Source organism: Pseudooceanicola sp. NS-SX9, from assembly GCF_057380705.1.
This window is the reverse complement of record NZ_JBXXRN010000006.1, coordinates 167,845-189,679: the sequence shown is the minus strand read 5'-3', so window position 1 is coordinate 189,679 and position 21,835 is coordinate 167,845. Positions and strand designations below refer to the sequence as shown.

General features: G+C 68.1%; 23 protein-coding genes. 6 read left to right on the top strand and 17 right to left on the bottom strand.

Annotated elements, in window-relative coordinates; all coding sequences use genetic code 11:
* Positions 1 to 2 precede the first annotated feature (2 nt).
* From AC2ITM_RS22870 to AC2ITM_RS22840, 7 genes are all read right to left on the bottom strand, one after another.
* A complete protein-coding gene (locus tag AC2ITM_RS22870) occupies positions 3 to 731 on the bottom strand; it encodes an amino acid ABC transporter ATP-binding protein (protein ID WP_486470516.1) in 729 nt (242 codons plus the stop codon).
* 54 nt (positions 732 to 785) lie between these two features.
* Complete coding sequence (locus AC2ITM_RS22865; RefSeq protein ID WP_486470515.1) at positions 786 to 1,625, bottom strand: transporter substrate-binding domain-containing protein; 840 nt, start codon at positions 1,623 to 1,625, stop codon at positions 786 to 788.
* 117 nt (positions 1,626 to 1,742) lie between these two features.
* A complete protein-coding gene (locus AC2ITM_RS22860; RefSeq protein ID WP_486470514.1) occupies positions 1,743 to 1,955 on the bottom strand; it encodes a hypothetical protein in 213 nt (70 codons plus the stop codon).
* A 2-nt stretch (positions 1,956 to 1,957) separates the two neighbouring features.
* Positions 1,958 to 3,433 (bottom strand): amidase, encoded by a 1,476-nt coding sequence (locus AC2ITM_RS22855; protein WP_486470513.1) that lies wholly within the window; start codon positions 3,431 to 3,433, stop codon positions 1,958 to 1,960.
* Positions 3,434 to 3,452: 19 nt separating this feature from the next.
* Complete coding sequence (locus AC2ITM_RS22850; RefSeq protein ID WP_486470512.1) at positions 3,453 to 4,868, bottom strand: MFS transporter; 1,416 nt, start codon at positions 4,866 to 4,868, stop codon at positions 3,453 to 3,455.
* Between the two features lie 55 nt (positions 4,869 to 4,923).
* Positions 4,924 to 5,874, bottom strand: a complete 951-nt coding sequence (locus AC2ITM_RS22845; protein WP_486470511.1) for a polysaccharide deacetylase family protein — start codon at positions 5,872 to 5,874, stop codon at positions 4,924 to 4,926.
* Positions 5,874 to 6,815: a polysaccharide deacetylase family protein gene (locus tag AC2ITM_RS22840; protein WP_486470510.1), complete on the bottom strand. Its 942-nt coding sequence runs from the start codon at positions 6,813 to 6,815 to the stop codon at positions 5,874 to 5,876. Before AC2ITM_RS22840 ends, AC2ITM_RS22845 begins: the two co-directional genes overlap by 1 nt.
* A gap of 120 nt (positions 6,816 to 6,935) precedes the next feature.
* On the opposite strand from AC2ITM_RS22840, the gene AC2ITM_RS22835 reads away from it, so the two are divergent.
* A complete protein-coding gene (locus AC2ITM_RS22835) occupies positions 6,936 to 7,631 on the top strand; it encodes a TetR/AcrR family transcriptional regulator (RefSeq protein WP_486470509.1) in 696 nt (231 codons plus the stop codon).
* 64 nt (positions 7,632 to 7,695) lie between these two features.
* On the opposite strand, the gene AC2ITM_RS22830 is transcribed toward AC2ITM_RS22835, so the two are convergent.
* The 5 genes from AC2ITM_RS22830 to AC2ITM_RS22810 all read right to left on the bottom strand — a co-directional run bounded on the left by AC2ITM_RS22830 (position 7,696) and on the right by AC2ITM_RS22810 (position 12,331).
* The gene (locus AC2ITM_RS22830) at positions 7,696 to 8,952 is read right to left on the bottom strand and encodes an FAD-dependent oxidoreductase (RefSeq protein ID WP_486470508.1); all 1,257 of its coding nucleotides are present in this window, start codon (positions 8,950 to 8,952) and stop codon (positions 7,696 to 7,698) included.
* Complete coding sequence (locus AC2ITM_RS22825; protein WP_486470507.1) at positions 8,949 to 9,761, bottom strand: ABC transporter permease; 813 nt, start codon at positions 9,759 to 9,761, stop codon at positions 8,949 to 8,951. Before AC2ITM_RS22825 ends, AC2ITM_RS22830 begins: the two co-directional genes overlap by 4 nt.
* Positions 9,754 to 10,521: an ABC transporter ATP-binding protein gene (locus AC2ITM_RS22820; RefSeq protein WP_486470506.1), complete on the bottom strand. Its 768-nt coding sequence runs from the start codon at positions 10,519 to 10,521 to the stop codon at positions 9,754 to 9,756. Before AC2ITM_RS22820 ends, AC2ITM_RS22825 begins: the two co-directional genes overlap by 8 nt.
* A gap of 54 nt (positions 10,522 to 10,575) precedes the next feature.
* Entirely contained in the window at positions 10,576 to 11,592 is a 1,017-nt protein-coding gene (locus tag AC2ITM_RS22815; protein WP_486470505.1) for an ABC transporter substrate-binding protein, read from the bottom strand.
* Positions 11,593 to 11,653: 61 nt separating this feature from the next.
* Positions 11,654 to 12,331 carry a GntR family transcriptional regulator gene (locus AC2ITM_RS22810; protein ID WP_486470504.1) on the bottom strand — a complete coding sequence of 226 codons (678 nt, stop codon included), beginning with the start codon at positions 12,329 to 12,331 and terminating at the stop codon, positions 11,654 to 11,656.
* Between the two features lie 103 nt (positions 12,332 to 12,434).
* On the opposite strand from AC2ITM_RS22810, the gene AC2ITM_RS22805 reads away from it, so the two are divergent.
* Complete coding sequence (locus tag AC2ITM_RS22805; protein ID WP_486470503.1) at positions 12,435 to 13,226, top strand: shikimate dehydrogenase family protein; 792 nt, start codon at positions 12,435 to 12,437, stop codon at positions 13,224 to 13,226.
* Between the two features lie 94 nt (positions 13,227 to 13,320).
* Here AC2ITM_RS22805 and AC2ITM_RS22800 read toward each other — a convergent pair whose 3' ends face one another.
* Genes AC2ITM_RS22800 through AC2ITM_RS22790 form a run of 3 tightly spaced genes read right to left on the bottom strand, consistent with a single transcriptional unit; the run spans position 13,321 to position 16,530 of the window.
* The gene (locus AC2ITM_RS22800) at positions 13,321 to 14,667 is read right to left on the bottom strand and encodes an NAD(P)/FAD-dependent oxidoreductase (protein WP_486470502.1); all 1,347 of its coding nucleotides are present in this window, start codon (positions 14,665 to 14,667) and stop codon (positions 13,321 to 13,323) included.
* Entirely contained in the window at positions 14,664 to 15,851 is a 1,188-nt protein-coding gene (locus tag AC2ITM_RS22795; RefSeq protein WP_486470501.1) for a pyridoxal phosphate-dependent aminotransferase, read from the bottom strand. The genes AC2ITM_RS22800 and AC2ITM_RS22795 overlap by 4 nt, the downstream gene beginning before the upstream one ends.
* Positions 15,852 to 15,870: 19 nt before the next feature.
* Entirely contained in the window at positions 15,871 to 16,530 is a 660-nt protein-coding gene (locus AC2ITM_RS22790; protein ID WP_486470500.1) for a TetR family transcriptional regulator C-terminal domain-containing protein, read from the bottom strand.
* 264 nt (positions 16,531 to 16,794) lie between these two features.
* On the opposite strand from AC2ITM_RS22790, the gene AC2ITM_RS22785 reads away from it, so the two are divergent.
* The 4 genes from AC2ITM_RS22785 (at position 16,795) to AC2ITM_RS22770 (ending at position 20,027) form a co-directional block, all read left to right on the top strand.
* Positions 16,795 to 17,565, top strand: coding sequence for an ABC transporter ATP-binding protein (locus tag AC2ITM_RS22785; RefSeq protein WP_486470499.1), 771 nt, complete (start codon positions 16,795 to 16,797; stop codon positions 17,563 to 17,565).
* A gap of 50 nt (positions 17,566 to 17,615) precedes the next feature.
* Positions 17,616 to 18,401 (top strand): transporter substrate-binding domain-containing protein, encoded by a 786-nt coding sequence (locus AC2ITM_RS22780; RefSeq protein WP_486470498.1) that lies wholly within the window; start codon positions 17,616 to 17,618, stop codon positions 18,399 to 18,401.
* Positions 18,402 to 18,464: 63 nt separating this feature from the next.
* Positions 18,465 to 19,184 (top strand): ABC transporter permease, encoded by a 720-nt coding sequence (locus AC2ITM_RS22775; RefSeq protein ID WP_486470647.1) that lies wholly within the window; start codon positions 18,465 to 18,467, stop codon positions 19,182 to 19,184.
* Between the two features lie 108 nt (positions 19,185 to 19,292).
* The gene (locus tag AC2ITM_RS22770) at positions 19,293 to 20,027 is read left to right on the top strand and encodes an ABC transporter permease (protein ID WP_486470646.1); all 735 of its coding nucleotides are present in this window, start codon (positions 19,293 to 19,295) and stop codon (positions 20,025 to 20,027) included.
* Positions 20,028 to 20,118: 91 nt separating this feature from the next.
* On the opposite strand, the gene AC2ITM_RS22765 is transcribed toward AC2ITM_RS22770, so the two are convergent.
* Both AC2ITM_RS22765 and AC2ITM_RS22760 read right to left on the bottom strand, forming a co-directional pair.
* Entirely contained in the window at positions 20,119 to 20,853 is a 735-nt protein-coding gene (locus AC2ITM_RS22765) for a class II aldolase/adducin family protein (RefSeq protein ID WP_486470645.1), read from the bottom strand.
* A gap of 20 nt (positions 20,854 to 20,873) precedes the next feature.
* Entirely contained in the window at positions 20,874 to 21,830 is a 957-nt protein-coding gene (locus AC2ITM_RS22760) for an NAD(P)-dependent oxidoreductase (protein ID WP_486470497.1), read from the bottom strand.
* Positions 21,831 to 21,835 lie beyond the last annotated feature (5 nt).

The window sequence follows — 21,835 nt, the reverse complement described above, 5'->3', positions numbered from 1 at the left end:
GTTCAGTGCCCCTCGCCCAGGAAGGCGCGGGCGCGGCCGCCCTCGTTCGCCATCAGCTCGGCCGGGGTGCCGTATTCGACGATCTCGCCCGATTGCATGAAGGCCACGCGGTCGGCGGCCTCGCGGGCAAAGCGCATCTCGTGGCTGACGACCAGCATGGTCATGCCGGCCTCTTTCATCTCGCGCATGGCCTGAAGGACGCCGCCCACCAGTTCCGGGTCCAGCGCCGAGGTCGGTTCATCCATCAGCATGACGCGGGGGCCAAGCGCCAGCGACCGCGCGATGGCGACCCGCTGCTGCTGGCCGCCCGACAGTTGCGCGGGATAGTGGCCGGTGCGCTCGCCCAGGCCCATGCGGTGCAGTTCGCGCTGCGCGATCTCGCGGGCTTCGGCGGCGGATTTCTTCTGCACCCGCTTCAGCGCCAGCATGACGTTCTGCTCGGCGGTCATGTGGGGGTACAGGTTGAAGGACTGGAACACCATGCCGATGCGCTGGCGCATCTGGTTGATGTCGGTGTCCTTGGCCATGATGTTGGTGTTGTCGACGTAGATCGCCCCCGAGGACGGTTCTTCCAGACGGTTGCAGCAGCGCAGCAGCGTCGACTTGCCCGAGCCCGACGGCCCGATCAGGAAGACCATCTCGCCCTCCCGGACCTTGAGGTTGATGTTCTTCAGCACCTCGGTGTCGCCATAGGCCTTATAGAGCGCCTGGATGTCGAGGATGGGTCGCATGGGGGATACTCCGTCGGGAGGCGCGCGCCAAAGGAGCGGCGCGCGCGGGAAGGCTTACTTGCAGTGCAGCTCGTGCGGGGTGGCGTCGTAGCCGTCAAAGCCCTCGGGGCCGTAGCCGGGCTGCGGCGTCACGTCGAGCGAGCCCTTCGGCGGCTCGACACCCAGCCATTTCTTGTAGATCTTGGCGGCGGTGCCGTCGGCCTTGATGCATTCGATCGCATCCTCGACCTCGTCGCGCAGCTTCTCGGAGCCCTTGGGGAAGGGGTAGGTGAAGTAGACGCCCTTGTCGACGTGGTAGGTGGCCATCTTCAGCCCGCCGGATTTCTTGGCGATGGTCAGGCCGGTGACGGTGTTGACCACGGCGGCATCGGCGCGGCCCGCCTTCACGGCCTGCGCCGCATCGGTCAGCGAACCATAGGATTCAACGGTATAGCCGTATTTCTCGGCATCTTCGCGGGCCCATTTGTCGCCGATGTTGCCCTTGTTGGTGGCCAGCACCTTGCCCTTCAGGTCTTCAGGCTTGGTCCAGTCGGCGGATTTGTCGGACATCAGATAGGCCATGTCCGAGGACCAGATGCCCTCGGTCAGCAGGAAGGACTGCGCCCGTTCCGGCGTCGCGGTGAACGGCACCGAGAGCATGTCGAACGTGCCCGCCTGCAGCGCCGGGATCAGCGCCGAAAAGCTCATGGCCTCGATGGTGATCTTGCGGCCCAGGCGCTTGGCGATCTCGTTGGTCATGTCGACGGTCATGCCCTCGACCGAGCCATCCATCTTGGGCATGGCAAAGGGCGGCGCATTGCCGTCCAGCGCCGATTTCAGCGCGTCAGCCGCGAAGGCCGGGGTGGAAAGCGCGCCGGCCATCAGGGCCATTGCAACAAGAAGAGGGCGTTTCATGAGAGGAATCCTCGATGTTGGATGCAGTCAGGTTCTCAGTTTCAAACCGATGTTTCAATTGATTGATTTGTTTCTTTCGGTCGCATCGGTGACGGTGCCGAAATTTTGAGCAATTTCCTATTCGATGTCGCGGCGGGCGCCGTACATCGGCATCCGGGTCTTGTCGGTCTGGCGCGGCACGGCGGCGCCCATCGCCATCGTATCACGCAGCACGGCTACGGCGCGCTCCATGGCGGGGCCTTCGGGGGCCGCGCGGCCCTGGCCCAGCCAGACGCTGGCAACGGCGGCGCGCAGGCGGGCGTCCTGCTGTTCGGGGGTTTCCGGGGTCATGATCAGGCCTTTTCGGACAGGGAAGAAACGGGCTGGGAGGGATCGGAGGGCGCCAGCATCCGCGCGGGATCGGCGCGGCGGGGGGCATCGCCGCTCAGCGCCTGTTCCAGCGCATGGGCGGCGCGCAGCAGCGTGGCTTCCTGCAGGAAGCCCGCCGCCAGCTGCACCGCCACCGGCACGCCCGCCGCGTCAAATCCCGCCGGAAGCGACAGCGCCGGATGCCCCGAGAGCGAGAAGGGCGTCGCCCCCGAAGTGGCGGTGAAGGCCATCACGGTCGCGTCGTCCTCGATCCGCGGCGCGGTGACATAGGTCATCGGCAGCAGCAGCACGTCGACCTCGGCAAAGACGGCATCGGTCAGCGCCACCAGCCGCGCGCGTTCGCGCAGCGCCGCCAGGTAATCGGCGGCGCGGGTGTACATGCCGGTTTCCATCTTGGTGCGCAGGGCGGCCCCCATCAGGTCGCGGTGCTCCAGGTAGTCGCGTTCGTGGATGGAAAAGCTTTCGCTGCGGTTGATCGGCCCGCTGATGCGGCGGTATTCGGCCGGGGCGACGGGCAGGGCGATGTCCTGGACGCTGGCGCCCAGGGCGCGCAGCGTGTCGGCGGCCGTCTTCAGCGCGTCGATGATGGCGGGCTGGGGCTCGACCCCGGCGGCGGAGAGGTTGGTGACAAAGCCCACCCGCAGCCCCTGCACGCCGTCGCGCAGCGTCGGCAGCACCGGCGCCACCGGGCTGCGCAGGCAGCTTTCGTCGCGCGGGTCATGGCCCGACAGCAGTTCATAGAGCAGCGCCGCGTCCTCCACGCTGGCGGTCAGCGGGCCCACGGTGTCGAAGCTCCAGCAATTGGGGATCATGCCGTGGCGGCTCATCCGGCCGAAGGTGGGTTTCAGCCCGACGGTGCCGCAACCGGCGGCGGGCAGGCGGACGGACCCGCCGGTATCGGTGCCAAGCGCGAAACAGGCCATGCCCGCGGCGACCGCCGCCCCCGAGCCAGAGGACGACCCGCCGGTATAATGCGCCGGGTTCCAGGGGTTGCGGGCGGGGGGCGCGGGCAGGTCGAAACTGGCCGCGCCGGTGCCGGTGCCGTATTCCCAGGTGTTCAGCTTGCCCATCAGGATCGCGCCGCCCTGTTCCAGTGTCTCGATCACTCCGGCGTTCATGTCGGGATCATAGGTCTGGGGAACGCGGGATCCGGCGGTAGTCTCGAATGCGCGGGTGTAGAAATTGTCCTTGACGCCGAAGGGGATGCCATCCAGCGGGCCCAGCCGCCGGCCGGCCGCCGCGCGGCCATCCGCCTGCGCCGCCAGGGCGCGGGCGCGGGCGAAATCGTGGCGCAGGTAGGCGTGGATCACCGCGTCGGCGGCCTGGATGCGGGCGATGGTGGCCTCGACCAGCGCCGAGGGCGTCAGGGTGCCGGTCTCGATCCGGGCGATGGCCTCGGACAGGGTCAGCGCGGCCGGGTCGGTCTGGGGATGGGTCATGGTCAGGTCCTTCGGATCGTCAGGCGGCGCGGGCGCGCCCGGAGGTGACGGCCAGGCCGTCCTCGCGTGTCAGGGAAAGGTGGAACAGCAGCCCCGAGACGGCGGTCAACGCCGCCACCGCCAGCAGGGCCGCGGAAATCGCGTGATGGGGGGGTGCCAGGCCTGCGGCCTCGAAGCGGGCGACGAAGATCGCCCCCAGCGAGATGCCAAGTGCCATCGACAGTTGCTGGCCCACGCCGCCAAGCGCGGTCGAGGCGCTCTGGCGGGGTTTCGGCACCTCGGCAAAGAGCAACGTGTTGATGGCATTGAATTGCAGCGAGCGGCTGACGCCATAGGCCAGCACGACGACCAGCAGCAGCGCCTGCGGGGTCTGCGGGCCCAGCATCGCCAGCGCGGCGGTCAGGGCACCGCCCAGCCAGCCGTTCCAGCCCAGCGTGCGCCGGAAGCCGAGCGCCCCCATGGTGCGCCGCATCAGCGGTTTCAGCACCATCGCCCCGGCGGCCACGGCAAAGACCGTGGTGCCCGCCTTGGCGGCGGTCCAGCCAAAGCCCAGCTGCAACTGGATCTGCAACAGGAAGGGCACGGCGTTCAGCCCCATCCGCGACAGGCCCCCGGCGAAGAAACCGATGCGGAACAGGCGCAGCTTCCACAGGCTCAGGTCCAGCACCGGGGCCCCGTGGCGGCGGCTGTGCAGCAGGAAACCGATGGCCGCCACCGGCACGGCCGCCGCCAGCCCCAGGCTGACCCAGAGCGGCACGAAGGGATGCACCAGCTGATCCAGCCCCAGCTGCAGCGCCGCCAGCGCCACGGCGCACAGCACGAAGCCGCGGCCGTCGAAGCTGCGCCGGGGTTCCGGCATGTCGGCGGGCAGCAGGCGGGGCACGGCCAGCAGGGCAATCGCGCCGATGGGCAGGTTGACGATGAAGATCCAGGGCCAGCTGGCATAGGTGACGATCCAGCCGCCCAGCATCGGTGCCACCACCGGGCCGATCAGCGCGGGCATCGACATCCAGGCGATGGCATTGGCCAGCTCTTCCTTGGGTGCGGCGCGGATCAGCAGCAGGCGGCCGACCGGGGTCATCATCGCCCCGGCGATGGCCTGCAACACCCGCATCGACACCAGCATCGGCAGGGATGTGGACAGCGCCGCGCCGACCGAGGTGACGATGAACCCCCCGATGGCCCACAGGAACACCCGCCGCGCGCCGAAGCGGTCGGCGAACCAGGCCGAGGCCGGGATCATCGCCGCCACCGTCACCAGATAGATCGTCACCGCCAGGTTCACCCGCAGCGGCGCCACGCCGAAGTCCTTCGCGATGGCGGGCAGCGCCGAGACCAGGATCGTGCTATCCAGGCTTTCCATCAGGAAGGCGCAGGAGATGACAAGGGCGGTCAGCAGCAGGCTGCCGCCCTGCGTGGTGCGGGGCGAGGGCATGGGAACCTCAGATGTCGGAAGGGGGAGGCGGGCGCGGAGACAGGCGCCCGCCCGTTCAGGCCTGGACGGCCAGGTCCGTCGTGGCCTGAAGGATCTCGGGGGTGGTGACGAACGAGACACCCTCCATCCCCGCGATCCCGTCAAGGATCCGGGCAAAAAGCTCGGACCGGTAGGGTTGGCCCATGATCCAGGGCGACAGGTTGATCGGCAGCAGGCGACCCTGACCGGTCTCGGTGGCCTCGCGCAGCAGGCGACGGGCCGAGCGGATCAGCGCGCCTTCGTATTCGTCCTGGCGGTGCTTCCACTGGTGGATCGCGTCGCGGTCCGACAATTCCGACAGCAGCGGCAGCGATGCGATGGGGCCGTTCGCGGTGGCGAAATCATAGGGCACCTCGTCATTGCCCCAATCGGCCATGGCGGTGAAACCGGCCTGTTTCAGCAGCGCGGGCGTGCGCGAGGACTGGCTCCAGCCCGGGGAATGCCAGGTTTTCGGCGTGACGCCGAAGCCCTTGAAGATGGAGAGCGTTTCGGCGATCACCGCGCGCTCTTCTTCCTCGGACATGCCCTCGTGGTGGATGACACCGGCATCGAGACCCGCGGCCACCATGTCATAGCCGGCGGCCAGAAGGTGGGTCATCAGGATCGGATAGCGCTGCGCCACCCGGGCGTTCAGGAAGGCCGATACATTGATGCCGCGCGCCGAGAGCGCATCCATCATGCGATAGATGCCGACGCGGTTGCCGTAGTCGCGCTGCGTGTAGACCTCGCTGTCGGGCCAGGCGCGGTAGGGCGCGCCATGGGGCAGGAAGGGCTTGGGCTCGATGTTCATCGGGAACCATTCCACCGCCAGCTGGATCCAGACGCCCAGCTTGGCGCCGTCCTTCCAGACCAGATGGTTGGTGGCATGGGTGTCGCGCCAGTTGTAGAAATCATGCTCCATCTGCGCGGTGCGGCGCAGCGGCGTTTGCAGATAGGCGGGGCCGGTGGGGGTGATGGGGGCGGGCATCAGTGATCTCCCTCAAGGGTATCCAGCCAGGCGGTCATGCGGTCGTACTGGGTTTCATAGTACCAGTCGGCGATTTCGCGCCCCGTCGGGTACCAGACATCCTGATGCGATTTCACATAGTCGAGGAATTCCGCGAACAGGTCGATGCGCTGCGGCTGGCCCAGCAGGAAGGGGTGGATGGCAAAGCACATCACCTTCGGGTTCTCGGCGCCCTCGGCATACATCCGGTCGAACTGCGCCTTCAGCGACACGAAGATCTCCTCCATCGGCATCCGGTGCCAATGGGCCAGGGGGGTGTCGTTCATCTCGATCGAATAGGGCACGGAAATCAGCTTGCCGGTCTTCAGCTTCAGCGGCATCGGCTGATCGTCGTGGAAGTAGTCGAGCGTGTAGCGCACGCCTTCCTGCGCCAGGATCTCTTGGGTTTCCAGGCTGGGCGTGATCGCCGGGGTCAGCCAGCCGTCCAGCGTCTGGCCGACGCGGGCCAGCGTTTCGCGGCTGTCGATGACGACCTGGCGCTGTTCTTCCAGCGACATGCCGTAGAAGTAGCGGGTGTTGTAGACGCCGTGGCTGAACAGCTCCCATCCCAGGTCGTTGCAGCGGGAGATGATGTCGGGGAAGTGGTCCACCACGCTGATCGACAGCGAAACCGTGCCGCGGATGTCGCGCTTGGCCATTTCGTCCGCCACCCGGCGGAAGCCGACGCGGTTGCCATAGTCGCGCATGGAATAGTTCAGCACGTCGGGCATGACGCGCGGCCAGGGATGCCGGTTCGGGTTCACCGGGGGCATCCATTCGTAATGCTCGATGTTGGGGGCGATCCAGAAGGCGATGCGGGCCTTGCCGGGCATCTCCATCTTCGGGCGCCCGCGCGAGGGTGCATAGCGGTATTGTCCGGTGTCCACCGGCCGGTTTTCATGAAGGAAGGAGGTTTCCTGCATCGTCTGCCCCGTTTCAATCGAGTATTTCAAACATTTGCTTCGTAAACGGTATTGAAACTGCTGTTCGAATGCAAGAGACTTTCCGCAAGGCGGCGGTACAGCCGCACGAGAGGAGACTGCATGACCAACCCCAGACCCGCCGCCGAGAAGACGCGCGGCCGTCGCAAGCAGACCCGGGAAAGCATCCTGGACGCCACCAAGGAACTGGTGGCCCGCAAGGGGCCCCATGCGACGACGGTGCGCGACATCACCCAGGCCTCGGGGGCGAATGTCGCGGCGGTGAACTATTATTTTCAGAGCAAGGACAACCTGGTCGAGGCTGCGGCCCGGGAAATCACCCATGCCATCAACGACGAACGCGAAGCCCGGCTGGAGGCGATGCTGCAGCAGGCCGGGGGGGCACCGCTCAGCGCCCGGCAGATCCTGACCGCGCTTCTGGCGCCGATCACCGACGTGTCGCGGGCGGCCGATGGCGGCAGCCTTTACGTGCGCAACGTCTACCAGATGCGCACCGTCCCCTATGCGGCCGACAACCGCGAAACGCTGGGCCGGCTGGACCGGGTTGCCCAGAAATTCATCACCGAGATCGGCCGCAGCTTTCCCGCGCTGACCCGCAAGGAGGCGATCTGGCGCTACGAGCTGGTCCGGGGCGCAGCCCTGCACATGGTGGCCAACGTCGACCCGCTGTGGCGACGCTTTGAACTGCTGGAGAAGGGATCGGGCCAGCCCTTGCCCGAGGTGCAGGAGCTGGCGCTGGACGAGAGCTTTATCACCCGCGTCATCGACACGCTGGAGCCGTTGCTGGGCACCCCCTGAACCAAACCGCCCGCCCGGGGGATGGATCCCGGGCGGGCGGCAAGGATCGCGGCGGCAGGCGGGATCAGGTCAGCCCGCCCAGCCTGCGGATCGTGGCGCCAACCTCTTCGCCGGTCGGGTCTTCGGTCAGGGCGGCGATGCCCGCGGCCTCGCCGGTGGCGAAGGCCGTGCCCATGACCCGGACCGAGCCATAGGCCACCGGATCGGCACCGATCACCCGCCCCGCCAGCATCAGGTTGTCGAGGCCCCGCACCCGCAGACTGTCAAGCGGCACCGAGGCAAAGCCCGGCCCCCCGACGGAATGATAGACCGGCTTGCCCGCCTGCCCGTGCAGTTCGGCGGGCCATGCGGCACGCGCCACGCTGTCGGGGCGCTGACGGCCGCTGATCAGGTCCTGCGCCGTCATCTCGTAGCGCGCGGCCGGGTGGCGGCTTTCGCGGATACCGATCTGCGGCCCGCTTTGCGCCAGGAAGCAGTGTTCAAAGCCCGGCACATGGGCGCGCAGCATCTCGACATAGTCATGCGCCATGGCGCGGGCCTGCTGTTCAGCCCAGGTAAAGCTGGCGGACCCCAGATCCTTCAGCGGCAGGTCGATCACCATCCACCACAGCTCTCCGGTGCCGGGGATGATGGAATAGATCCCGCCGTCCGCGCGCGAGATCGGGTAGCGGCCGGTCTGGTTGTAGCGCGCGATGGCAGCCTTGATGGCCTCGCGGTCGATGGGGACGGCGGGGTTCAGCCCGCCCACCCTGATCGGCGCAGACACAGCCTGAAGGTGGCCCTGGTCATCACCCTCGCGCATCGGAACGCCCGCGACCAGCGACAGGTTGGCATCACCCGTGGCATCGACAAAGCCTTCGGCGGCGATGCGGCGGCGGCCCTCCATCCCCGCAACGGTGACGGATTCGATGCGGCTGGCCGTGCGGGTGGCGGCGGCGACGCGCGAATGCAGCAGCACGTCGACGCCATGATCCGCCAGCACCCGGTCCAGCGCCAGCTTCAGCCCCTCGGGGTTCAGCAGCACGATCCAGTTGCCGGTGGTTTCCGAACAATGCGCCTGGCCGTCCATGCCAAGGCCCCGCATCGCCTCCAGCACCAGTTCGCCCGCGCCGGTGACGGCGCGCACGGGCGTCCGGCCCTGCTGGAAGAACCCGCAATAGGCCAGCACCTGAGAGGTCGTGGCAGCGCCCCCCAGAAAGCCGTATTTCTCGACCAGGCAGACCTTGGCCCCGGCCCGGGCGGCACCTAGCGCCGCCCCGATGCCCCCCGCACCGCCACCCGCGACGATGACGTCATATTCGCTTTCGATCTTGCGGCTCATGCGCGCCACCCGAGCAGGCGTTTTTCCACCAGTCCGACGATGCCCGACAGCACCACGCCAAGCGCCGACAGGATCGTCACCCCGGCGAACAGCCGTTCCAGATCATAAAGCGACCCGGCTTGCAGGATATAGGCGCCGATGCCGTATTCCGCGCCCAGCATCTCGGCCGCGACCAGCAGGATGATGGCGATGGCCAGGCTGACACGCAGGCCCGACAGGATCCCCGGCATGGCCCCCGGCAGCACGATGCGCAGCACGATGGTCGACCATTTCAGGCCGAAACTCTGGCCCATGCGGATCAACGAGCGGTCCACGTTGTCGACCGCGCCATAGGTCGCGACGACGGTGGGGGTGAAGGTGCCGAAGGCGATCAGCGCGTATTTCGAGGATTCGTCGATGCCGAACCAGATCACGAACAGCGGCAGCAGCGCAATCTTGGGGATCGGGAACAGCGCCGCCACCAGCGGCACCAGCCCGGCCCGCACGACCGAGAACAGCCCGATCATCACGCCCACGGCAATGCCCACGATGGCGCCCAGCGTGCCGCCCACGAACAGCCGCATCAGCGACGGCCCGAGGTTCTTCCACAGGTTCCCCGACACGGCGAAATCGTAAAGCGTCATCGCCACGGCCGAGGGGCGCGGCACCGTCAGTTCGGAAATGAAGCCCGCACGGGTGCCCCATTCCAGGAAGGCGATCAGCACGACGAAGACCAGCGCGCCGACCCAGCGGGGCGAGGTGGGCCTGAAGCCGCCGCCGCGGAATTTCACCGGTTTGGCGGAAACGGATGCAGAGGTAATGTCAGTCATCGACCAGCTCCATGTCGGCGGCCTCGGCCTCGGCGCGCATCAGGCCCCAGAGGTGTTTCTGAATCTGTTCCAGCTCGGGGTCGGCCGAGCTGCGCTGATCGAGGGGCTTGTCCAGCGTCACCACCTCGCGGACCTGGCCGGGACGGCGCGACAGCACCACGATCCGGTGGCCCAGGCGGACGGCCTCGTTCAGGTTGTGGGTGACGTAGACGGCGGTGAAGGGCTGGCGCGTCCACAGCGTCACCAGATCGTCCATCAGCAGTTCCCGCGTCTGGCTGTCGAGCGCGGAAAGCGGCTCGTCCATCAGCAGCACGGCCGGGTTCACCGCCAGCGCCCGCGCGATCGCCACGCGCTGCTTCATGCCCCCCGACAACTGCCGCGGCAGCGCGTTGCGGAAATCCGACAGCCTTGTGCGCGCCAGAACGTCGGTGATGATCGCATCGGCCCGCGCGCCCTTCACCCCGTGGTCCTTCAGGATCAACGAGATATTGCCCTCGACCGAGCGCCAAGGCAGCAGGGCGAAGTCCTGAAAGACATAGGTCAGCGGGTTGATGCTGTCGGCAGGCGGTTCGCCCAGTTGCAGCACCTGACCGCCCGTTGGGCGCTCCAGCCCGCCGAGAAAGCGCAGCAGCGTGGACTTGCCGCAACCCGAGGGGCCGACGATGCAGACGATTTGACCCTTCGGGATCGACAGGTCGATATTGCGGAGCACCTCGACATCACCATAGCGATGCGAGACCCCTTCGAGCTTGAGTTCCATGGGAATGTCCTATCTCGGGGGCGCGCGCGCCGCAGCGCCCGCGCCCGCCCTGGATCAGGAAAGGATGTCGACGTAGCTGTCGTCGACAAGCGTTTCATAGGTCACGTCGCCCTTGACCAGGTCCTCGGACTTGAACCAGTCCAGCTGATCCATGACCGAGGCCTTGTTCAGCGCCATGCCCTTGTTGATGCGCATCGACCCGTCGAGGATCGGCGCGCGGGCCTCCTCCAGCTTGCGGTCGGGGAAGACGTATTTGGCCAGCAGCTGGACCAGCGCCTCCTTCTCGTCATCGCCGGCGGTGGCATCGACGAAGGCGGCGTTGTAATCGGCCGTCCCGCGCGACAGCGCCTGCAGGAAGGCCTTGGTCTGGTCCTTTTCCTGGGCGGCATTCTTGGCCGAGGTGAAGACCGTGGTGACCTGGTAGTTGGGGATGTAATCCGCCACCTCGCCGATGATCTTGACGGCGCCGGCCTCGGCCAGGGGCTTGGCGATGTGGGGCACGATGGACCAGGCGTCGATCTGGCCGGACTTGATCGCCCCGATCACCGCGCCGGTCTTCTGCAGCGGCTTGTAATGCAGCGTCACGCCTTCCTTCTGGGCGATCTTGGCGCCCATGTACTGGAACGAGGACCCCGCCTGGGTGATGCCGAAGGTCTTGCCGTCCAGCTTCGAGGGATCGGTCAGCCCGGCGTCATAGGCCTTGTTCGAGGCCAGGATCTTCTGGCCGGAAATGCCTTTTTCCTCGCTCAGCGCGCCGCCGATGACCTTGGCCACGCCCTTGTCCGCAAGCGAGATCAGCCCGCCCGAGATCGCCGTCATCGCATAGCCCGTGTCGCCCGAGGCAATCGCCACCGCCATCGGCTGTGCCGCCTCGAACCAGTCAAAGCTGACATCCAGACCCGCATCGGAGAAATAGCCGCGCTCGAAGGCGATGAAGCTTGGGGCGTGGCTGACCAGGCGCATCGCGCCCAGGTGCAGCGCCGTGCCCGCGCGCGCGCCCTGCGACAGGAACGGCGTGGCCAGCGTGGCGCCCATCAGGCCCAGTGCGGACCGACGTGTGAAAGTGCTCATTGGATCTCCTCCCCCGTTGAGCCGGCCCCCTTGGGGGCCCTGTTGGGATGACCGCCGCCCCCTAGCGGGACGGCTGCAGGTCATCCCGGATATCTGCCAGCAATGCGGCAGTTGCAGCGGTGACGTCGCGTTCCAGAATGGCACGCACCATCGCCGCCCGGTGCCCTGCAATCGCCTGCGGATCGCAGACCCCCTCGCGCAGGGCGGCCAGCCGGAAACGTCTCGACTGGTCGAACAGCTGTCCCAGCATTCGGATCATCCGGGGCGAGCCGCAGCCCGACACCACCGCCGCATGCAATGCCCGTCCGGCCTCGTCCCATTCCATCGCCGCCGCATCGGGATCGTGCAGCAGCGCCGTCAGCGCCCGCTCGGCCCGGTGCTGGGCGGCAACCACGCGGGCCTCCCAGTCCACGTCGGAATGTTTCATCGACCAGGCCAGGGCCAGGGGCTCCAGCTCGGCGCGCAGGCGGATGATGTCGCGCAGGTCGGCCTCGGTCGCCGAGGCCACGCGGAAGCCGCGTTGCGCCGTCGCCTCGACCAGCCCCTCCGAGGACAGCATCGTCAGCGCCTCGCGCACCGAATGGTTCGAACCGCCGTACTGTGCCCGCAGGGCCTCGATCTTCAGCTTGGCGTCGGGCGCCAGATCGCCAAAGGAAATGTCCCGCCTGAGGGCAGCAGCGATCACGGAAACAACGGTGTCGGACGAGCTGTCGCCCTTCGGCGACCGGCGGCTGAACATCACGACGGACCTCCCCTTCCGTGTGGCGTCTTTCATGACGCGATTGCCAAAACGTGTAATATTTTTAAAAGTACCGAAGATTATCTGTCAAGGAGGAGACAGCATGAAAACCGAGCGCGTGGCGACACGGGTGGTTCCGATCCTGGGGCATCCGGTGGCGCAGGTGGCGACGCCGCCCTTGTGGAACGCGCTGTTCCGCAAGCGGGGCCAGGATGCGGTCTGCGTGCCGCTGGATCTGCCGCCCGAGGGGCTGGGGGCCTTCCTGGACCTGCTGCGACAGGCCGGGAACATGCCGGGGGCGCTGACCACCGTGCCGCACAAGGTGGCCCTGCACGATCTGTGCGACCGGCTGGAACCCGACGCGGCCTTCCTGGGGGCAGTCAACACGATCCGTCGCGCGAGCGACGGCACCCTGATCGGAGAGATGTTCGACGGTCACGGCATGATGGATGCGATCGAGGCCACGGGCCAGGGCCTGGCGGGCGCACGGGTGCAGCTGTGCGGCGCCGGGGCGGCGGGCAGCGCCATCGCCCTGCAGGCGGTGCGGCGCGGCGTGGCACGGCTGGTGATCCATGATGCCGACGGCACGCGCGCTGCGGATCTGGCGGCGCGGCTGGCGGGAATGGGGGCCACAAGCGTGGTGGCGGGGCTGGAGGCCGGGGCGGATGTGCTGATCAACGCCTCGCCCGCCGGCAGCCCGGGAGAGGCCCCGCCCCCCTTCAGCGAGGCGATGATCGCCCAGGCCGCCTGCGTCGCCGATGCGCTGACCGACCCCGAGGAAACCGCGCTGATTGCCCGCGCCGCCGCCGCCGGATGCCGGGTGGTGCGCGGCACCGCGATGGCCGATCAGCAGGGCGTCCGCATGCGCGCCTTCCTGGGGCTGGAACCCGGCTGATCCCCCGCCGATGCCGGGACCCCGGCCACCGGGACGCCGCGCGGGATCGTTTCAAGGAACCCGGGCCCCCGGCCCCTGCGCCGGGGGCCGGGATCTACAGCGCCGGGCCGGGGCGGATCGGGCTGCCGTCGGTGAAGCGGTCGAAGCGGAAGCGCGTCAGGTCATGGGCCGAAGCCTCCCCCAAGACCAGCCCCGCCAGCACCCGCCCGAAGGCCGGGCCGATGCCGAAGCCATGCGCCGACATGCCGGTGCCGATGGTCAGCCCCGGCAGCAGGCGGCAGCGGTCGGCAATCGGCACCACGTCGGGCATGGCGTCGATCATTCCGGCCCAGGCGGCTTTCAGGCGCACCTCTCCCAGCCCCGGCAGCAGGTCCTGGAAATTGCGCCGCATCGCCTCGACCGCGCGGCGGTTCGGGGCGGGGTTCAGTATCCGCATCCTCTCGAAGGGGGATACCTGGTCGGGCGCAAAGCGCCGCGGCGTGCCCCAGGCATCGGGATAGCCCGCCGGCGCCCCGATCCGCAGCCGCGTGCCGAATGGATCCTCGCGCCAGGCGGGCAGGTACTTCGGCAGATGGCGAAAGACATCGGGGCCCAGGTACAGCTCGTGAAAGCCCGCAGGCCCAAGGGTATAGCCGCCGTCCTGGCGGCGGCGGAAGGCGATGCGCTCGTCGGTATTGGCGCCGGGGTGGACCTCGGGCAGGGGTTCGGTGGCGCAGACGGTGCCGCGCACGGTCAGCTGCGGAATGCGGATCCCGGCCTGACGCAGCAGCAGGGCGCTCCAGGCGCCGCCGGTGACCAGGACCTCGGGGGCGCGCAGGGGGCCGTCCTCGGTGATCACGCCGCTGATGCGGCCCGCGGCCACGTCCAGCGCCCGCACGGCACAGTTTTCCCGGATCAGCACGCCCTCGCGCGCGGCCATCCGGGCCAGGGCGGGCACGGCCTTCCAGGGCTCGCCGCGCATGTCCGAGGGCGTCACCATCGCCCCCAGCGGACGGCGCGACATGCCGGGGATCAGGGCGTCGGTCTCGGCCGCGCCCAGCATCCGGGTGTCAAGGTGATGGGCCTCGGCCAGGCGGGTCCAGGCGGTGTAGCTTTCCATCTCGGCCGCGGTGCGGGCGATATAAAGGGTGCCGCCCGGTTGCAGGCCGATATCCTCGCCGCATTGCAGGGCCAGCTGCTGCCACAGGCTGACGGCCTCGATGGCCAGCGGCAGTTCGTCCGGGTCGCGGCCCTGCTGGCGGATCCAGCCCCAGTTGCGCGACGACTGCTCGCCCGCGACGCGGCCCTTTTCCAGCAGCACCACGTTCAGGCCGCGGCGGCGCAGGAACAGCGCCGCCGTCACCCCCAGCACGCCCGCGCCCACGATCACCACGTCGCAGGCCGCGGGCAGGGACGCACGATGCGCCGCCGGTTGGTCGATCGACAGCGGGAAGGCGATCATGCCGCCCCCACGCGCTCCGCCAGCGCCGAGCTGAGCTGCGTCATCCGTTCCATCGCCGTGCGCAGATCCGCATCCGGCACCGTCAGCGCCACCCGGATCAGCCCAGGCGCATTGGCCCCGAACGAAGACCCCGGCATGACCGCGACCTCGTGCTCGCGCAGCAGACGCCAGGCGAAGGTTTCCCCGTCAAGACCGGTGGCCGAGATGTCGATCATCGCGAACATGCCGCCTTCGGGCATCGGGCACGAGAGCGCCGGGGCGGCCTGCGCCAGATCATGCACCAGCCGGGCGCGGCGGCCAAGCGCGGTGCGCAGCAGCTCGGACGTGGGATAGTCGCGGGTCAGCGCCGCTTCGGTCATGTCGGCGATGAAGGGCTGGTTGCCGAACAGCATGGTTTCCGAGATCGGCAGCAACCGGGTGCAGAACTCGGCCGGGCCGATGGCCCAGCCGCTGCGGAACCCCGTCGCCGCATGGCTTTTCGAGATCGACGAGACCACGACCGTGCGTTCGCGCAGCGCCTCGATCTGCAGCGGAGAGGCGAATTCGCCCTCGAAGATCAGCGCCGCATAGACCTCGTCGCAGACGATCCACAGATCATGGGTGATCGCCAGATCGCCGAGCGCCTCGATGGTGGCCAGGTCCAGCACGGCGCCGGTGGGGTTGTGGGGGGTATTGAGCAGCAGCACCCGGCTATCGGCGGTGATGGCGCGCGCCAGATCGGCCGGTTGCAGCACAAAGCCCTTTTCGATGCGCAGCGGCACCGGCTGGACATGGGCGCCGGTGGCCTGCACCACGCCTTCGTAGGTGGCATAGTAGGGGTCGCCGATCAGCACGCCGTCACCGGTCTGCGAAAGCGCCGTGAAGACGGCATAAAGCGCGGTCTGCGTGCCCGGGAAGCACAGCACGTTGGCGCCGGTGATCTCGGGCCAGACGGGACGGTAGTAGTCGGCCAGCGCCGCCACCAGGTTTTCCTCGCCCCGGCCTTCGGAATAGCGGGTGCGCCCGGCGCGCAGCGAGGCGATGCATTCCTCGACCAGCGCCGGATCGGGGGTGATGTCGGGCTCGCCGATGGTCAGGTCGATGATGCTGCCGCCGGCGGCATTGGCAGCATAGGCGGCATTGTGCAGCGCCCATTTGTCTCCGCCGAGGTCCTGAAGGCGGTCGGTGATGGCGGCATAGCGCATGGCGGCTCCTTTCGAATGGTCAGGCCCCTGCCGGGACGGGCAGGTGGCGAAGCAGGGTGGTGTCGGGCAGCCGCAGCAACCCTTCGGCAGCCGACAGCGCGATGCGCGGCAGCCGGGATATGTCGTAAAGGCCGTGACCCAGGGACCCTTCCAGCCACAGCCCGTCGATCAGACCGTTCAGCGCCACCGCCAGCCCCTGGCAGGTGGCGGGATCGGCGGGCCGGTCGTGGGCCTCCAGCACCGGGTGGATCAGCGTTTCCAGGATCTCGAGGAAGTCGCGGTAGCTGTCGCGGTGGATCTCGGAATAGCCGGGCTCGGTCTCGACCAGGCTGATGAAGCTGGCCCAGACCGACACCTTGCGCGCCGAGAGGTTGGGCGCGGTGACATTGGCGGCAATGAAACAGGCCAGGGCCTCGGCGGGGGTGGCGCCCGCGGCCTCGGCGGCCTCGGCGGCGCGGCCGGTCAGCTGGCCCATCAGATAGCCATAGGCCGCCCGCACCATCGCATCCTTCGAGCCGAAGTGGTGCCGGATCAGCCCGGCGGTGACACCGGCGCGATCAGCGATGCGGCGGGCGCTGGCGGCATGCAGGCCCTCGTCGCCGATGGCCTCCAGCGTCGCCTCCAGCAAGCCGCGGCGGCGGTCGTCCTCGGACAGTCTCTGGAAGGTCTTGCGGGTCATTGGCGGCTCGGGTGGGGACGGCTGCCCCCAGCGGGGCTGCTGCGGCGACCGATGGCAAGGGCAAACCCGGCGACAGCGGCACGGGCGGCCGGGCGGGGTGCTGCAATATTGGTCATCGGGTGCGTCCTTCTGCGGGCTGCGGGGGCCTTGCGGGGGGCCTGGTTTGCTTTCCCTATCGTCACTGTTATACATTTGTATAGCAAAACCGGAAACACAAGAGGGGGCAGGCGCCGACAGGCTCCGCACCCCCCGGGAAGGGACGAAATGGCCGAAGAACCGGCAATCCTGGTCGAGGACCTGCACAAGAGCTTTGGCGCCAACGAGGTTCTGAAGGGGGTTTCGCTGCAGGCCAGGCCCGGCGACGTGGTGGCGGTGATCGGCGGATCGGGGTCCGGCAAGTCGACGATGCTGCGCTGCATCAACCTGCTGGAGCGCCCGACCGCGGGGCGGATCAGCATCCGCGGCGAGGATTACGCCCTGCGCCGCGGCCGCTCGGGCGATCTGGAGCCTGCCGACCCGAAGCAGGTCCAGCGGATCCGGGCGCATCTGGGGATGGTGTTCCAGAACTTCAACCTGTGGCAGCACCGCACCGTGCTGGGCAACGTGACCGAGGTGCCGGTGCATGTGCTGGGCCAGTCCCGCGCCGAGGCCGAGGCCCGCGCCCGCCAGGTGCTGGAGCGCGTGGGCCTGGGGGCCAAGCTGGATGCCTATCCGGCGCAGCTGTCGGGCGGCCAGCAGCAGCGCGCCGCGATCGCGCGGGTGCTGGCGGTCGACCCCCTGGCGATGCTCTTCGACGAGCCGACCTCGGCGCTGGACCCGGAGCTGGTCGGAGAGGTCCTGTCGGTCATCCGCGACCTGGCCGACGAGGGGCGCACGATGATCCTGGTCACCCACGAGATGGCTTTTGCCCGTGACGTCGCCAGCCACGTCATATACTTGCGCGACGGCCGGATCGAGGAACAGGGCCCGCCGGAACAGATCTTTGGCGATCCCCGTTCGCCGCACTTGCAGCAATTCATCCGTTCGGTCGCCTGACCGGGCCAATCACGCGGGGACCATCCGGCCCCGACAACAGAGGACAGTCCATGATCAAGAAACTTGCCCTTGCCGTGACCGCCGCGGCGGCCTTTGCAGCGCCCGCCATGGCCGAACCCACCTACAAGGTCGGCGTCTCGGCCGAACCCTATCCGCCCTTCTACACCCCCGATGCCGCAGGCAACTGGAGCGGCTGGGAAATCGACTTCATGCATGAGGTCTGCAAGCGGATCGAGGCCAACTGCGTCGTCACCCCGATCGCCTGGGACGGCATCATCCCGGCGCTGAAGACCGGCAAGATCGACATGATCATGGGCTCGATGGGGATCACCCCGGAACGCGCCAAGCAGATCGCCTTCTCGGACAGCTATTACCACACGCCGACCGATCTGGTCGTGGCCAAGGGCAGCAAGTACAAGCCCACCGCCGAGGGCATCAAAGGGGCCTATATCGGTGCACAGTCGGGCTCCATCCAGGAGGCCTACGTCAACAAGTACTACGCCGACAATGCCGGCGGCGTCCGCATCTACCAGACCCTGGACGAGGAACTGCAGGATCTGGCGGCGGGGCGTCTGGATGCCGTGGTCGGCGACAGCCTGGCGGTGCAGCCCTTCCTGGACTCTGATACCGGCAAGGCGTGCTGCGAGGACGCAGGTGCCGTCAAGGACGATCCCGATGTTCTGGGCCGCGGCGTTGGCGTCGGCCTGCGCAAGGAAGACACCGACCTGCTGAGCAAGGTCAACGCGGCGATCAAGGACATCCTGGCCGACGGCACCTACAAGACGCTGACCGCCAAGTACTTCAAGATCGACATCTATGGTGGTGACGGCAAGTAAGCCGTCCTGACCGGGCCCCGCGAAGGGGCCCGGTCCTTCAATGACAGAAGGAGCATGATCGCGATGATGCAAGGGTTCGACTTCAGCCTGCTGGCTTTGCACTCTCCGGGATGGGGCGGAGCGCTGCTGGCCGGTTTCCTGCGGTCCGTCGAACTGGCGGCAGGGGGCTATGCCCTCGGGATCGTCATCGGCATCATCGGAGCGGTCGCCAAGCTCTATGGCGGGCGGGTCGCCAAGGACCTGGCCGAAATTTACACACTGATCATCCGTGCCGTGCCGGAACTGGTGCTGATGCTGCTGTTCTACTACGCCGGTACCGACATGCTGAACCGGCTGATGCAGGCGATGGGGTATCAGGCGCTCGACATCAACGGGCTGACGGCGGGCATCCTGGTGATCGGGCTGGTGCAGGGCGGCTATGCGACCGAGGTCATCCGCGGCGCCATCAACGCCGTGCCCCATGGCCAGATCGAGGCCGCCCATGCCTTTGGCATGTCGCCGCGCCAGGTGCTGCGCCGGGTGACGCTGCCGGCGATGACGCCCCATGCCATCCCCGGCATGGCGAACCTGTGGATGATCGCCACCAAGGACACCGCGCTCCTGGCGGTCATCGGCTTCTCCGAGCTGACGCTGGTGACGCGGCAGGCGGCGTCCTCGACCCGGGCCTATTTCCTGTTCTTCCTGTCGGCCGGCGCGCTTTACCTGGTGCTGACGCTGGCCTCGAACATCGGCCTGCGCTGGTTCGAGAAACGGGCCCGTCGCGGCCTGGCCCCCGTCGCATAAGGAGGCGCCGACATGCCCGACATCGATATCGTCACCCCCCTGCGCCCGGCTTCGGGGCAGCGGCTGATCGCCGGCCTGAAGGCCGTCTGCCTGCCACACCGCATCCTGATGGCGCTGATCGCCCTCGCCATCCTGGCCGCCATGGTCCTGAAGATGGACTGGAGCTGGCTGCCCCAGTACCTGCCCAAGCTATGGGGCGGGCTGGAAATGACCATGATCATGCTGGTGGTCAGCGTCGTCCTGGGCTTTCTGGTGGCGCTGCCGCTGGGCATCGCGCAGGTGGTGGGGCCGCGGCCGCTGCGCTGGCTGGCCACCGCCTTCTGCACGGTGATCCGCGGCACGCCGCTGCTGCTGCAGATGTGGCTGTTCTACTACGGTCTGGGATCGCTTTTCGCCCAATACCCCGAGATCCGCGAAAGCTGGGCCTGGCCCTACCTGCGTCAGGCCTGGCCCTACGGGCTGATCGCGCTGACGGTCTCGTTCGCGGCCTACGAGGGCGAGGTGATGCGCGGCGCCTTCGCGGGCGTGCCGAAGGGCGAACTGGAGGCCGCGCGCGCCTTCGGCATGTCGCCCTTCCTGACCTTCCGGCGGGTCTGGTTCCCGCGCGCCCTGCACCGCGCCCTGCCGACCCTGACCGGAGAGATCATCCTGCAGCTGAAATCGACGCCGCTGGTCGCCACGATCGCGGTGACGGACCTTTACGCGGTGATCACCCGGGTGCGGCAGGCGACCTTCCTGACCTACGAACCCCTGCTGTTCCTGGTCGCCGTCTACCTGTGCCTGAGCGGCGTGCTGACGCTGGTGCTGCGCTGGTTCGAAAGCCGCCTGCCCACCGGCCGCTGACCCCCGACCCCAGAGCGAAAAACGCCGCCGGATCCTGGGTGATCCGGCGGCGTCTTCATGTCGGGAAGGGGCTTTTGTCCCGCCCCGGGCCTTACGACTTGTAGTCGGGATGGATCTGTTCGAGCAGCCGCAGATGCGCCGCCCATTCCAGCATCACGTCGTCATCCTCGCCCATGCTGGTGTCGTACTGGCTGGCGACAAAGGTGCACAGCGCCGGATCCAGCTTGCGGATCGGCTGGCCCATCGACAGCGCCGCCACCTGGATCTCGCACGAGCGTTCCAGGTAGAACATGTTGTTGAACATCTTGGCGGCGGTCGGGCCGGTGGTCAGCAGGCCGTGGTTGCGCAGCACCAGCACCGGCTTGTCGCCCAGGCTCGCGACGATGCGGTCACGTTCTTCCAGGTTCAGCGCGATGCCCTCGAAGTCGTGATAGGCGACCTGGCCGTGGAATTGCAGCGCGATCTGGTTCAGCGGCAGCAGCCCCTCGTCCAGGCACGACACCGCGACACCCGCCCGGGTGTGGGTGTGCATGATCCAGCCCGCCTTGTGGCTGGTGCGGTGGATCGCCGAATGGATGGTGAAACCGGCGGGGTTCACGTTATAGGGCGTGTCGTCGATCTTGTTGCCCTCGACGTCGATCTTCACCAGGTTCGAGGCCGTGATCTCTTCCCAGCGAAGGCCGTAGGGATTGATCAGGAAACGCCCCTCCTCGTCCGGGACGCGGGCGGTGATATGGGTGTAGATCAGGTCGGTCATCTTGTAATGGGCGGCCAGGCGGTAGCAGGCGGCCAGCTCGACCCGGGTTTGCCATTCGGCATCGCTCATGGGCATGAAAGATCCTTTCGTCAGTAGCCGCGCGCAGGGTCCACGGCATAGGTCAGAGGGGCGCCGTCGCGCAGCGCCCGGGCGGTTTCGATCACCTGGGCGGCGACGATTTCGGGCAGGGAATCGCTGGCAATATGCGGTGTGATCCTCAGCCGCGGATCCTGCCAGAAGGGATGGTCGGCGGGCAGGGGTTCCGTACGGAAAACATCCAGCGTCGCCCCCGCCAACTGCCCGTTTTCCAGCGCCTCCAGCAGATCCGCCTCGCAAAGGTGCTCGCCCCGGCCGATCTGGATCAGCCGGGCGCCGGGGGCGAGGCGTTCAAAGAGCGGCCGCGCCAGGATATCGCGGGTGGCCCCGGTCAGCGGCAGCACGTTGATCAGGTAAAGCGCGCCGGTGGCGGCCTGCGCCGCGGCGTCGTCGCCGGTCAGGTAGGTGACGCCCGGCAGCGGATCGGCGGGGGCGCTGCGGCTGGCCACGCGCACCGCAAAGCCAAGCGCCGACAGCGCCCGCGCCACCGCGCGGCCCATCGTGCCATGGCCCAGCACCGCCACCGGCACATCGGCAGGCGCCCGCATCGGCAGCGGCAGCCACAGGCCGCTGCGGGCGTTTTCCGCCATCGTGCCGAAGCCGCGTTCGTCCTGCAGCACCGCATGGACGGCATAGCCCGCCATCAAATCGGCCTGGTGCGGATCGCGCACCCGCGCCACGGGGATGCCTGCGGGCAGGCCCGGGTGGTTCAGCAGCGCATCCACCCCGGCGCCGATCGACATCGCCAAGGCCAGGTTCGGGTAGGGGGCAAAGGCGTCGGGCGCGGGGTTCCAGCAAATGGCAAAAGCGATGGCGGCGGGGTCTGTCACCTCTTCGGGGCGCAGCACCCGCACGTCGCGGGCGCCCGCCCGCAGCGCTTCGCCGTAAAGCGCGTCCAGATCCAGCGTGGCGCTCAGGCAGACGCCCAGGATCTCCGGTTGCGGTGTCATGGCGG

Excerpts from the sequence above, each read along its gene's own strand:
- AC2ITM_RS22870 (WP_486470516.1), bottom strand. The coding sequence starts at position 731 with ATGCGACCCATCCTCGACATCCAGGCGCTCTATAAGGCCTATGGCGAC.
- AC2ITM_RS22780 (WP_486470498.1), top strand. The coding sequence starts at position 17,616 with ATGATCAAGAAACTTGCCCTTGCCGTGACCGCCGCGGCGGCCTTTGCA.
- AC2ITM_RS22835 (WP_486470509.1), top strand. The coding sequence starts at position 6,936 with ATGACCAACCCCAGACCCGCCGCCGAGAAGACGCGCGGCCGTCGCAAG.
- AC2ITM_RS22765 (WP_486470645.1), bottom strand. The coding sequence starts at position 20,853 with ATGAGCGATGCCGAATGGCAAACCCGGGTCGAGCTGGCCGCCTGCTAC.
- AC2ITM_RS22850 (WP_486470512.1), bottom strand. The coding sequence starts at position 4,868 with ATGCCCTCGCCCCGCACCACGCAGGGCGGCAGCCTGCTGCTGACCGCC.
- AC2ITM_RS22860 (WP_486470514.1), bottom strand. The coding sequence starts at position 1,955 with ATGACCCCGGAAACCCCCGAACAGCAGGACGCCCGCCTGCGCGCCGCC.
- AC2ITM_RS22805 (WP_486470503.1), top strand. The coding sequence starts at position 12,435 with ATGAAAACCGAGCGCGTGGCGACACGGGTGGTTCCGATCCTGGGGCAT.
- AC2ITM_RS22855 (WP_486470513.1), bottom strand. The coding sequence starts at position 3,433 with ATGACCCATCCCCAGACCGACCCGGCCGCGCTGACCCTGTCCGAGGCC.
- AC2ITM_RS22775 (WP_486470647.1), top strand. The coding sequence starts at position 18,465 with ATGATGCAAGGGTTCGACTTCAGCCTGCTGGCTTTGCACTCTCCGGGA.
- AC2ITM_RS22795 (WP_486470501.1), bottom strand. The coding sequence starts at position 15,851 with ATGCGCTATGCCGCCATCACCGACCGCCTTCAGGACCTCGGCGGAGAC.
- AC2ITM_RS22800 (WP_486470502.1), bottom strand. The coding sequence starts at position 14,667 with ATGATCGCCTTCCCGCTGTCGATCGACCAACCGGCGGCGCATCGTGCG.
- AC2ITM_RS22790 (WP_486470500.1), bottom strand. The coding sequence starts at position 16,530 with ATGACCCGCAAGACCTTCCAGAGACTGTCCGAGGACGACCGCCGCCGC.
- AC2ITM_RS22815 (WP_486470505.1), bottom strand. The coding sequence starts at position 11,592 with ATGAGCACTTTCACACGTCGGTCCGCACTGGGCCTGATGGGCGCCACG.
- AC2ITM_RS22830 (WP_486470508.1), bottom strand. The coding sequence starts at position 8,952 with ATGAGCCGCAAGATCGAAAGCGAATATGACGTCATCGTCGCGGGTGGC.
- AC2ITM_RS22820 (WP_486470506.1), bottom strand. The coding sequence starts at position 10,521 with ATGGAACTCAAGCTCGAAGGGGTCTCGCATCGCTATGGTGATGTCGAG.
- AC2ITM_RS22825 (WP_486470507.1), bottom strand. The coding sequence starts at position 9,761 with ATGACTGACATTACCTCTGCATCCGTTTCCGCCAAACCGGTGAAATTC.
- AC2ITM_RS22760 (WP_486470497.1), bottom strand. The coding sequence starts at position 21,830 with ATGACACCGCAACCGGAGATCCTGGGCGTCTGCCTGAGCGCCACGCTG.
- AC2ITM_RS22810 (WP_486470504.1), bottom strand. The coding sequence starts at position 12,331 with ATGTTCAGCCGCCGGTCGCCGAAGGGCGACAGCTCGTCCGACACCGTT.
- AC2ITM_RS22785 (WP_486470499.1), top strand. The coding sequence starts at position 16,795 with ATGGCCGAAGAACCGGCAATCCTGGTCGAGGACCTGCACAAGAGCTTT.
- AC2ITM_RS22770 (WP_486470646.1), top strand. The coding sequence starts at position 19,293 with ATGGCGCTGATCGCCCTCGCCATCCTGGCCGCCATGGTCCTGAAGATG.
- AC2ITM_RS22840 (WP_486470510.1), bottom strand. The coding sequence starts at position 6,815 with ATGCAGGAAACCTCCTTCCTTCATGAAAACCGGCCGGTGGACACCGGA.
- AC2ITM_RS22845 (WP_486470511.1), bottom strand. The coding sequence starts at position 5,874 with ATGCCCGCCCCCATCACCCCCACCGGCCCCGCCTATCTGCAAACGCCG.
- AC2ITM_RS22865 (WP_486470515.1), bottom strand. The coding sequence starts at position 1,625 with ATGAAACGCCCTCTTCTTGTTGCAATGGCCCTGATGGCCGGCGCGCTT.